Below are 11,314 nucleotides of genomic sequence, written 5' to 3'. Positions count from 1 at the left end.
ATTTTTCATTTATCCGGCAATAGCGGACCTTTTGAAAAGGACTTTGTAAGAAAAAAGAACTTAAACCCGGAGAAAATATCAGAGACCTTTGGTAGCTTAATTTTTATGAAAATCAGTCTTGACATGGGGTCCACTATAATTTAGCATAAAAGAATATCCCAGTTTAAGCTAAATGTGGTATTGTTAAGTGAGTGGTCATCATCCACCAGGTTCCATATAAGATTGGAAAATATTTTAATAGCAATTTTATGGACCGGAATGTGAGGTATGACTTCATCCCTATTCCCATGGTATATACAGACTGGAATATCCAGGCTCTTTTCAGGATAAAAATCAACGGGCATATAATTAAGGGCAGGAGCCAGCAGAATAAGTTTTCTAACATTGCTTAAATTCCTGCAAGCAAATACGGTTGCCATTAATCCACCGTAACTGGATCCGACAATAACAAGATCATCCTTTTCGTTCAAAACGGCATTTAATTTAAGCATTCTTTTGTCAAAGCCACCTGAAAAGGTCTCAATGATCATGTCAGGGTATATTTTTTTAAAAAATACACCTTTTTTACCCTGACTTGAACTTTCCAAACCATGAATGAAAACTCTTGTAGGAAGAATAGTAGTCATAATTTACTTAATTTATAAAATATATTTATAGTTGGATTAAAATTTTTAATAAAATTGCCGTGGTCAAGACATGTGGAGGTGGATAGGAAAATGCGCAAATTTATCTCCGGAGTGGCTGCAAACGAATAAAGAATAAATATATTAAGAATAATTATGAGTGATAAAATATTGTTTGGCTCTTTTCTGAATATACATCAATTCATCTGCTACCGACATAAGCTTGTCAAGAGTTAGCCCGGAATCAGGTTCGTAAATAGTGGCACCCCAGCTCAATGAAAGAATATATTGTTTTAGCTTTTTTGAATTAAAATCATCAATATTTTGTTGAAGCCGTTGTGTGATAATTGTGGAATTCATATTTGTAGAATCCACAACAAGTACTGCAAATTCATCACCGCCAATACGAGCAATTATATCAGATTCACGAAAGGTCTGCCTGAGAATTTCTGCAGTATCGAAAAGTGCCTTATCTCCTTCTTCATGCCCCAGAGTATCGTTGATTAATTTCAATCCATCAGAATCGAGAAACAAAAGTGTCATCCTTGTATTTGCTCTCTTAGCAGACTTTAATTGCTGTTCTGCAAGAGTGATGAATCCGCGTCTGTTGTATAACTCGGTTAACTGATCCCGTATTGACATTTCGCGTATTTCCTGCTCCATTAATTTACGTTTGGTGATATCTGTTGCAAGACCATTAATGATAATTTCATCAGTATTGTTAATTATACTTATAGATCTGTCCTCAAACCAATGCCATTTCCCCTGTTTGTCTTTGATCCGGTATTCTATATTAAAGTGCTTGCCTTCAGAAAAATCCTTAACCGCCTTTAATATTTTATCGTGGTCATCCTTATGCATATATTCGAACCAGAAAGATGGCTTTTCTAAAAAACAATGTGAAGAATATCCAAGAATATCTTCAACGCGCGAAGAATTATATATTATACCCCTCTTATCAGAATAAGAATAAATTATATTTGGAGAGTTTTCCACCAGATATCTGTAACGTTCTTCGCTTTCGCGTAGTGCTATGTCAGAATAAATACGATCAGTTATATCACGAACGATCGTACGAGCCCCGACATACTTGTTTTTTTCCATGATTGCCGATGCACTAACCTCAACGATTAATTTTTTTCCATCTTTTGCAATAGTATTTACATGAAATTTTTCGTTCCCTCCGTTCATTTTAAATTCTTTTATCATTTCTTTAAAATAATGAATATTTTCTTTGGGAATAAGGTCGTACATACTCATTCCAATGAGTTCTTCACGGGAATAGCCATGTAATTCAAGCGCCTTATAATTGACCTCTAACAAATTGTCATCTGCATCAGTCAATAAACTTGCGTCATTTGCGTTTTGAAAAAGGTCACGATACTTGTCTTCGCTTTTTCTAAGGTTTTTTTCTGCTCGTTTTCGATCGCTTATGTCTCTGACAGTAGACAGAATATAATGTTTGGCGTTTTTAAAGAAAAGTTTGTTTTGTACCTCAACAGGGATTTCTATGCCATCTTTTCTGGTAAACCAGCCTTCCCATTTAGCGCGCTCATTATTTAACAACATTTTCAAAATCTCAGATATATCAGCAGGATTTTCAAACTTGATTTCAATGCCGGAAGGACTCATTTGTAAAAGCTCTTCTCTTGTATAACCGAGCTGATTGCAGGCAGCATCATTTGCATCAATAAAATTGCCCGTAAAATTAGTTCTATCAGACCATTCATTTACAAATACGGAATCACTGAAATTATTAAACAGAAGAAAATACCATTCTTTTATTTCTTTATTTTCCCCCATGGAAGGTTTCCTTTGTTACGGTATGAAAATAAAATATACAATAATTCCAAGTATATTATATGTTTTTGGGTGATTATAATAAAATAAGTGATTATGCAATATAAAATATTCGGAAGCAAAGTATATTTATATTTTTTAAATACGATGCAAAAACTAAAGTAAAAGCGGTAAATAATTTCAAATCGAAATTATATTTGATTTATCCCGGGTTGTTATAAAATTGTTAAATATTTTATTGCAGATATCGGGTGAGAAATTAATATAATATTCAAGCAAATTAATACATCATCATTTAATTGGTTTAAGCCTGAATAGCTACTGTACATGGGATAACGACGACAAAATTAAACGCAAAACTTCTTGACAATCTTATGTATTTGAATTACTAAAGCCATAAATTTTGCGTAATTAACGGTTAATTGCATCAAATAATTATTTCTTAATATTAGGATATTACTTATGGCTGTACCAAAACACAAAACATCCAAGTCGAAACGAGACAAACGTCGTACCCACCAGAAAATTGAAGCTCTTAATTTATCTAAATGCTCTCAGTGTGGTGAAGCAAAGCCAGGACACACGGTTTGTCCGGAATGCGGATATTACAATGGTCGTGAAGTTATCAAACAGAAAGAGGTATAAGGTCTGATGGGTTCTCCCGAAACTGGTAAAGAAATCAAACTCAAGGGGCTTGATCTCGAATCAAGACAGATGATTTTAGACATGGTAAACCGGTTAAGGAACAGGCTGCTTAGCAAAGAAAAAATCCTGGATTTTGATAAAAAGGAATTTTTCCCTGAAGAGACTATACGAGAACTGCTTAGTCCTGAGATAGGCTTACAGCTGCTTGGAATTCCGGAAGTTTATGGCGGTATGGGTGGTGGAGCCCGTGACATCTGTTATTTGACTCTTGAGATGTCAAAAATATGCCTTGGTGTCACTACGGCATTTTTTGCTCTTCAGCTTGGCGCAGATCCTCTTATAGTGGGGGGTACCGAAGAGCAGAAAAAGAAATGGCTTGGTGCAATTGCAAAAGATTCGTCTCTTGTAGCGTATGCAGTAACCGAAGCTGATGCCGGAAGTAATCTTGCAGCCTTAAAAACAAAGGCTGATCCTGTCATTGATAACGGCAAGATAACCGGTTATGTTATTAACGGCACCAAACAGTTTATTTCAACAGGTGGATATGCCGACTTTATCACACTTCTTGCCAATACCCCGGAAGGCCCGGCTTTTTTTGTGGTGGAAAAAGGCACCAAGGGTTTCATACAGGGCAAAGGTGAAGAAAAACACGGAATACGCGCCTCGAATACTTCCCCGCTTATATTTGAGGATGTTTTTGTACCTGTTGAAAATCTTATTGGCGGAATTCCAGGTCATGGTTTAAAACAGGCAAATAAGGTTTTCGGTTATACAAGAGTTATGGTTGCAGCTATGGCGCTTGGTGCATCACAGGCATGCCTTAATATTCTTATCCCTTATGCAAAACAAAGAATTCAATTTGGTACCCCTCTTTCGGAAAAACAGGGATACACACATAAACTTGTTGTTCCCAATGTTGTTAGAACCGAGGCAGCTGCGGCATATGTTGACGAGGTCGTGGTTCGTCTTGATTCAGGTGAGGAAGATCTTCAGGTTGAGGGTTCCATCGCTAAACTTTTTGCAACCGAATCAGCCGATAAAGCAGCAGATGATGCGATTCAGGGTCTTGGCGGATATGGATATATTGCTGAATATGAAGTTGAAAAGATTAAAAGAGATGTAAGAATTACTCGCATATATGAAGGAACCAGCGAGATTCAGCAAAATATTATTGGCACGTTCCGCTGGAAAAAAACATGGAAAACAAAAGGTGAATTTTATCTATCCATATATAAAGAGATGGATAAACTAAGTATTTCTATACCTGATGCAGGATATCGCTATTATGGGCTTGCTGCTAAAGCGCTTAACGATACTATCAACTTTGTTCATGAAAATAAGCTTACCAGGCAGCAGCATATAATGTTTCTTCTTGCTGATATGATGGCATATGTTGAAGTTGGTGCAAGTCTTGCCAGAAAGTCTGCCTTTATTATTCAGAGCGGAGGGAACCAGGCTGGGAAGTTTAAAATTATATCGAGAATATTTGCTAACGAAACCGCCCGGCTTGTACTGAATAATCTGGATAAGATTTTAAGGGGCTCAGGGAGTTTTAGCCGGAACCAAATTTCAGATTTTATGGCAAGTATTTCATATGATGAGCTTATGTTAAGTTATGAAAATATACTTACAGATATGGATAAATTGGCAGATATAGTGTTTGAAAGGTAGAAATGCCGGATCATACAACGCATCAGAAAACCCGTACAGTAGTTGTTACCGGAGGAACACGAGGGATAGGAAAGGCAATTTGTCTTGCTTTTGCAGGACCTGACACCCGTATCTATTTTAATTATTCGTCTTCGGCTTCTGCTGCTGTTGAAATTGAAAAAATTATTGGCGATGCAGGCGGATTTGCGAAGGGAATGCAGGTCGATGTGATGTCGGGAAAAGATGTTGAATCTTTTTTCGGCAAGATTCTTGAAGAAAGCGGCCGAATTGATGTTCTTGTTAATAATGCCGGTATTGCAAGAGACGGTCTATTGGTTCGGATGAAAGAAAAAGACTGGGATGATGTTCTTGATACCAACCTGAAAGGCGCTTTTCTGTGTACCAAAATTGCCGTAAAACCGATGATAAAGCAAAGGTATGGCCGTATAATAAACATATCTTCCGTTGTTGGGGCAAGCGGAAACCCCGGACAGGCTAATTATGTTGCTTCAAAGGCCGGAATAATCGGTTTTACAAAGGCTGTTGCAAAAGAACTTGCTTCAAGAGACATAACGGTTAATGCTGTTGCACCCGGATTTGTCGAAACCGACATGACCGGGGCTCTTTCAGAAAAAGCTAAAGAAGTTTTGATAAGCGGTATTCCGCTTGGGCGCATAGGCAAACCGGAGGATATTGCAGCAGTTGTTCTTTTCCTTGCTTCGGAAGGGGCATCTTATATTACGGGTCAGGTTGTTCATGTTAATGGAGGAATGTATATGTAATGCTTTATTGCATAACCCTTCTCGCAAGAAATTTTCGGCAATGCTGAACTGCGCTATTCATATAATACTTCTAAGCACACCTTTAATTGACCCGATAAGCATATCTTGAGCCAGAACAAAATTAAACGCCATACAATGATATAATTTTAGGAGAATATACTCGATGTCTGTTGAAGATAAAGTAAAAAAAATTATTGTAGAAAAGCTGGGAGTGGATCTTTCCGATGTGGTCCCTGAGGCGTCTTTTGTAAATGATCTTGGAGCAGATTCTCTGGATCTGGTTGAACTGATTATGACAATGGAAGAAGAATTTGAAATGGAGATTTCAGATGATGACGCGGAAAAACTTGTCACTGTAAATGATGTTATTGATTATATAAGATCCCGCTGAAATTTCTCAACTCTGCCTTTTTAAACAAGACCGGATGATTTTATATTTTTGTCTTGTTTCTTCTAAAATACCATATTACAAACAAATTTCGGTTTTGCGGATATTTTAAGGATGTATATAAATTTATTGATTTACAAGACCATGCTCCATAATTGGGTTATATGGTATATGAAAACCAAGATATAATTTTAGCCTGAATTACCTAAAAAACAGGAATTGCTCGATGGATAAATCACCTATTGTTATCGGAAACGATCATGCTGCATATCAGCTTAAAAAACTGATAATAAAGCATCTTACAGAAAATGGCATTGAAGTCAAAGATATCGGGACAAATAATGAAAATTCGGTTGACTATCCTGATTATGGAATCAAGGTGGCTTCGCTTGTTTCAACCAAAGAATTTGGCCGTGGTATACTTCTTTGCGGCAGTGGGATAGGAATGTCTATTGTTGCAAATAGGTTTTCCAATATCAGAGCGGCCCTTTGCAATGATGTCTTTTCGGCTATTATCAGCAGGAAACACAATAATTCAAATGTGTTGGTAATGGGAGCCCGTGTTATCGGAGAAACACTTGCACTTGAAATATTAAAGTCCTGGCTTGAAACCGATTTTGAAGGAGGGCGTCACCAGCAACGAATTGATAAATTTAATGATTTAGGCAGCAGTGGATTTTGTGACGATAAATTTCAGTAATTATACTTTTAACGGCGATTTTATTTTTTTATTGGATTGTATTTAAGGATGGGCTTTTCATCAGCCCGTCAGTTTAAAATCAAGATAGAAAGTAAGGGAAAATAAGTTGGATCCGGAATATATTGAAAAAACAGATTATGAAATAGCAAAGGTTATTGCCTGTGAATACGAAAGACAGAAAAATACCTTAGAATTAATTGCATCGGAAAATATTGTCAGCCGGGCGGTTATGGCTGCGCAAGGAAGTGTTCTGACAAATAAATATGCCGAAGGTTATCCCGACAAGCGTTATTATGGAGGATGTGAAAACGTTGATATTGCTGAAAAGCTGGCTGTTGAAAGAGTAAAGAAACTATTCGGGGCATCATATGCAAACGTACAGCCCCACTCAGGTTCGCAGGCTAATATGGCAGTATATTTTGCTTTGCTTAAACCCGGAGATAGGATACTTGGAATGAACCTTTCCCACGGTGGCCATCTTACTCACGGAAGTCCGGCAAGCTTTTCAGGCAGGTTATTTAATTTCGTTCATTATGGAGTGGGCCGCGATACTGGTATTATAGATTATGATGAAATTGATCAATTAGCAAAAAAACACAGGCCAAAAATGATAGTGGCAGGTGCAAGCGCATATCCGAGAATACTTGATTTTAAAGCATTTGCTGAGATTTCGGAATCAGTAGGTGCTTATCTGATGGTTGATATGGCTCATATAGCCGGGCTTGTTGCAGCAGGTGAACATCCTTCTCCTGTGCCGTTTGCAGATATTATTACTGCAACCACTCACAAGACATTGAGAGGTCCCAGGGGAGGTCTGATACTTGCCAGGGAACAATTCGGGGAAAAGCTTAACAAGGAAATTTTTCCCGGAATACAGGGCGGACCACTTATGCATGTTATAGCTGCAAAGGCAGTATGTTTTAAGGAAGCTCTCAGTGAATCATTCAGATACTATCAGTCCTGTGTTATCAAAAATGCAAAAACAATGGCCGGAATATTAATGGAGGGAGGCATCAATCTTGTTTCAGGCGGAACCGATAATCACATGATGCTTGTTGATTTGAGAAACCTGAATGTTACAGGAAAAGAGGCCGAGAATGTATTGGGGCGGGCCGGAATAACTGTGAATAAAAATTCCATACCTTTTGACACATTAAGCCCATTTATTACAAGCGGAATCCGTATCGGAACACCTTCTCTGACTACAAGAGGAATGAAAGAAGCCCAAATGGAAACAATAGCAAAGCTTATAGTTGATCTTCTTAAAAATACCAAGGATGAATCACTTATAAAACGAACGGGAGAAAAAGTACAAAAGCTTTGCGAAGAGTTTCCGATATATAATAACTAACCTCCATGCCCGGGGCAGGCACAACGAAGCATGAGAATACAGGAGCCAGGAGTCAGGAGACAGAATAACCATGCTGTTGTTTTTCTTCTGTATTCTGTATTCTGACTCCTGTATTCTCATATAAACTGATTGCAAGAAGATTCTTGCTTTAGGAAAGGGGATGATCAGGAAATATGCCGGATAAGAGCAGCCGCCCTGCGTGGGATACATATTTTATGGATATTACAACCCTTGTTGCCAAAAGATCAACATGCCTAAGACGATCAGTGGGCGCTTTAATAGTTAAAGACAAGAGGATACTTTCTACAGGATACAACGGGGCGCCATCAGGATTAAAGCATTGTCTTGAAATCGGCTGCCTTCGTGAGAAAATGAAGATTGCATCCGGAGAAAGACATGAACTTTGCAGGGGAATTCATGCCGAACAGAATGCTATTATCCAGGCTGCCTTTCACGGTGTTTCCATAAGAGATGCAGTCCTTTACTGTACAAATCTTCCCTGTTCAATATGTGCAAAAATGATTATAAATGCAGGTATAATAAAAATATATTATCTCGATGGTTATGCAGACGCTATGTCGTCGGAAATGTTGGAGGAGGCAGGTATTGAAGTAATCAAGCTGGAAACTATCTGACCGGGAGGTTTTTATGAAATGTCCTTTTTGCGCCGGGCTTGACAACAAGGTTATTGACTCCAGATTGAACAAGGATGGAAACGTGATTCGCAGACGCAGGGAATGCATAGGTTGCGGCAGACGTTTCACCACATATGAGCAGATTGAAGAGCTTCCCGTTGTGATAATAAAAAAAGACGGGCGCAGGGAGATATTCTCAAAAGACAAAGTACGTACCGGCATTCTGAAAGCATGCGAAAAACGCAACATAAGTATAAATGTTATAGAAGATTTTCTTGATGAGCTTGAACGCGACCTTAAAGAAACCGGAGAAAAAGAGATACCCGCTAACATAGTCGGCGAAAAGATTATGAAAAAGCTTCATGAAATTGATGATGTGGCTTATGTCAGGTTTGCATCAGTTTACAGGGAGTTTAAGGATATTAACGATTTTATCTGGGAATTAAAGAAACTGCTGAGCAAACAATAGAGTTTTATATGGATGACTTATTTTATATGAAAATGGCCATAGACCTTGCTGAAAAAGGTCGTGGATTTACTTCCCCAAACCCTATGGTGGGTGCGGTTGTTGTGAAAGACGGTAAAGTTGCCGGAAAAGGTTATCACGAAGCTTACGGGAAAGCTCATGCAGAAGTAAATGCTATTGATGATGCGAAAAAAGACTCATTTGGAGCTACTCTTTATGTCACGCTTGAGCCATGCAATCATTTCGGCAAAACACCTCCATGTACAAAAAAAATTATTGAATCAGGCATAAAAAGGGTTGTGGCGGCGATCAGGGATCCTAATCCGGATGTTAAGGGAAATGGGTCGGAATATTTAAAAAACAATGGAATAGATGTAATATTTGGAGTCTGTGGAAAAGAAGCAGAAAAACAAAATGAGATTTTTATTAAATATACCAAGACAAAGCGGCCTTTTGTTATGGTAAAATGCGCTTCAACTTTAGATGGTAACATCGCCACTAAAACCGGAGACTCAAAATGGGTTACCGGTGAAGAATCAAGACAATTTGTTCACAGATTAAGACATTATTCCGATGCTATCATGGTCGGTATAGATACTGTAAAAAGGGATAACCCTGAACTGACAACACGTATTGATGGTATGAACGGTCTTAGCCCGGTGAGGGTAATTCTTGATTCGAGGCTTTCAATTTCCGAAGATGCGCTTGTTTTAAATAAAAATTCTGATTCTGATACGATTATGGTTATGAGCAATCATGCGCCCGATAAAGCTGTTCTGCAAAAAAAAAACAGACTTGAAGAAAAAGGGATTAAGATAATTGAGTCTCCTGCTGAAAATAACCTGATAAATCTTGATATACTTATGGACACATTGGGTTTGATGGGTATTACAAGCCTTCTCATAGAAGGAGGAAGCCGGGTAATTGCATCTGCATTTTCGCAAAAGATAGTTGATAAAATATTCTTTTTCTATGCCCCCAAAATTCTTGGTGGTGATGGAGTAAGTATTTGCAGGGGGCCAGGACCGGCTCTTATGCGTGACTGTCTTCCGGTTAAAGAGGTTGGTATTCAAAAATTCGGAGATGATATTTTAATAGAGGGATATATCTGACATGTTTACAGGTATAATCGAAAGTCTTGGTACTATTTCCTCGATTCGTTCATCAGGCAGGATAGGAAAGCGTCTTGCCGTAGAAACGGATATCAACCTTGATGGAACTGAAATAGGAGACAGTATTGCAGTTAACGGAGCATGCCTTACTGTTGTTGAAATTGAGAGAAAGCGTTTTGATGTTGATGTTTCTCCTGAAACCCTTGATAAAACCATTCTGGGAAATGCTAAAACGGGAGACAGGGCAAATATTGAGCGCGCCTTGCGTCTTTCTGATCGGCTGGATGGTCATCTTGTTTCGGGACATATTGACGGTATCGGTAAAATCAGCCGCAAAAAATTGACAGGCAACGCATTGATAATTACATTTGAGGTGCCTGTTTCTGTTTCCCGGTACATAATAAAAAAAGGTTCTGTTGCGGTGGATGGTGTTAGCCTTACGGTAAACAACTGCGATGAAGGCTGGTTTGAAGTAAGCATTATACCTCATACGGCGAAACTTACTACAATGGGTTTAAAAGTGGAAAACGATCCTGTTAATATAGAAACGGATATGATAGGAAAATATATAGAACGTTTTGTCGGTTCACAAACAGGCGCCGGTGGTAAAAAAGATATAAAGTCGTCTATAGATATGGCCTTTTTGTCAAAAACCGGATTTATATGATGGATTTATAATAAAAGTTCAACCCGGAGTCTTTAATTGAAGGCAAGGGTTTTTCTTTCATAACTCAAGTAATACAAAAAATTATTAGGAGATAGATATTTAACAATGCCAATGATTTCAATTGAAGAAGCTATAAAAGATATACGTGAAGGGCGTATGGTTATCCTGGCTGATGATGAAGAACGCGAGAATGAGGGCGACCTCACCATGGCAGCTGAAAAAGTAACGCCTGAAGCTATCAATTTTATGGCAAAATACGGAAGAGGGCTTATATGCCTTTCCATGACAGGGGAAAAGATAGATTCCCTCTATCTTCCGCCGATGGTGGAAAACAATACATCTATGTATCAAACGGGATTTACGGTTTCTATTGAGGCAAGGTGCGGTGTTACAACCGGAATTTCCGCAGCAGACCGCGCAACAACCATCCTCACAGCCATAGCCGACGATGCCCGTCCTAATGATTTGGTAAGGCCGGGACATATTTTCCCTTTA

At 38.4% G+C, this 11,314-nt stretch carries 13 protein-coding genes; 11 read left to right on the top strand and 2 right to left on the bottom strand.

Features of this window, described 5'->3' with window-relative positions; all coding sequences use genetic code 11:
• Nucleotides 1-140: 140 nt before the first annotated feature.
• Nucleotides 141-626 carry a YqiA/YcfP family alpha/beta fold hydrolase gene (locus VXK47_RS19975; RefSeq protein ID WP_435550553.1) on the bottom strand — a complete coding sequence of 162 codons (486 nt, stop codon included), beginning with the start codon at nt 624-626 and terminating at the stop codon, nt 141-143.
• 141 nt (nt 627-767) lie between these two features.
• A complete protein-coding gene (locus VXK47_RS19970) occupies nt 768-2,426 on the bottom strand; it encodes a sensor domain-containing diguanylate cyclase (protein WP_435550552.1) in 1,659 nt (552 codons plus the stop codon).
• A gap of 459 nt (nt 2,427-2,885) precedes the next feature.
• Between VXK47_RS19970 and rpmF the strand changes: the two genes are divergently transcribed.
• The 11 genes from rpmF to VXK47_RS19915 form a co-directional block, all read left to right on the top strand.
• Nucleotides 2,886-3,068 carry a large ribosomal subunit protein bL32 gene (gene rpmF / locus VXK47_RS19965; RefSeq protein ID WP_435550551.1) on the top strand — a complete coding sequence of 61 codons (183 nt, stop codon included), beginning with the start codon at nt 2,886-2,888 and terminating at the stop codon, nt 3,066-3,068.
• Nucleotides 3,069-3,074: 6 nt separating this feature from the next.
• The gene (locus tag VXK47_RS19960; protein WP_435550550.1) at nt 3,075-4,739 is read left to right on the top strand and encodes an acyl-CoA dehydrogenase family protein; all 1,665 of its coding nucleotides are present in this window, start codon (nt 3,075-3,077) and stop codon (nt 4,737-4,739) included.
• A 2-nt stretch (nt 4,740-4,741) separates the two neighbouring features.
• On the top strand, nt 4,742-5,500 hold the full coding sequence (fabG, locus tag VXK47_RS19955) for a 3-oxoacyl-[acyl-carrier-protein] reductase (RefSeq protein ID WP_435550549.1): 759 nt from the start codon (nt 4,742-4,744) through the stop codon (nt 5,498-5,500).
• A 163-nt stretch (nt 5,501-5,663) separates the two neighbouring features.
• On the top strand, nt 5,664-5,891 hold the full coding sequence (gene acpP, locus VXK47_RS19950; RefSeq protein ID WP_435550548.1) for an acyl carrier protein: 228 nt from the start codon (nt 5,664-5,666) through the stop codon (nt 5,889-5,891).
• Nucleotides 5,892-6,114: 223 nt separating this feature from the next.
• Nucleotides 6,115-6,588, top strand: a complete 474-nt coding sequence (rpiB, locus tag VXK47_RS19945; RefSeq protein ID WP_435550547.1) for a ribose 5-phosphate isomerase B — start codon at nt 6,115-6,117, stop codon at nt 6,586-6,588.
• A 106-nt stretch (nt 6,589-6,694) separates the two neighbouring features.
• A complete protein-coding gene (gene glyA, locus VXK47_RS19940) occupies nt 6,695-7,939 on the top strand; it encodes a serine hydroxymethyltransferase (RefSeq protein WP_435550546.1) in 1,245 nt (414 codons plus the stop codon).
• 173 nt (nt 7,940-8,112) lie between these two features.
• Entirely contained in the window at nt 8,113-8,574 is a 462-nt protein-coding gene (locus VXK47_RS19935; protein WP_435550545.1) for a deoxycytidylate deaminase, read from the top strand.
• A 13-nt stretch (nt 8,575-8,587) separates the two neighbouring features.
• On the top strand, nt 8,588-9,043 hold the full coding sequence (nrdR, locus tag VXK47_RS19930) for a transcriptional regulator NrdR (RefSeq protein ID WP_435550544.1): 456 nt from the start codon (nt 8,588-8,590) through the stop codon (nt 9,041-9,043).
• Between the two features lie 8 nt (nt 9,044-9,051).
• The gene (gene ribD / locus VXK47_RS19925; RefSeq protein ID WP_435550543.1) at nt 9,052-10,152 is read left to right on the top strand and encodes a bifunctional diaminohydroxyphosphoribosylaminopyrimidine deaminase/5-amino-6-(5-phosphoribosylamino)uracil reductase RibD; all 1,101 of its coding nucleotides are present in this window, start codon (nt 9,052-9,054) and stop codon (nt 10,150-10,152) included.
• A 1-nt stretch (nt 10,153) separates the two neighbouring features.
• Nucleotides 10,154-10,819: a riboflavin synthase gene (locus VXK47_RS19920; RefSeq protein ID WP_435550542.1), complete on the top strand. Its 666-nt coding sequence runs from the start codon at nt 10,154-10,156 to the stop codon at nt 10,817-10,819.
• 105 nt (nt 10,820-10,924) lie between these two features.
• On the top strand, nt 10,925-11,314 hold a 390-nt coding region (locus VXK47_RS19915), incomplete at its 3' end, for a 3,4-dihydroxy-2-butanone-4-phosphate synthase (protein WP_435550541.1).

It is taken from the genome of Desulfobacterium sp. N47, assembly GCF_051233685.1.
Taxonomy (GTDB): Bacteria; Desulfobacterota; Desulfobacteria; order Desulfobacterales; family RPRI01; genus RPRI01.
This window is presented reverse-complemented; position numbering and strand designations above follow the sequence as displayed.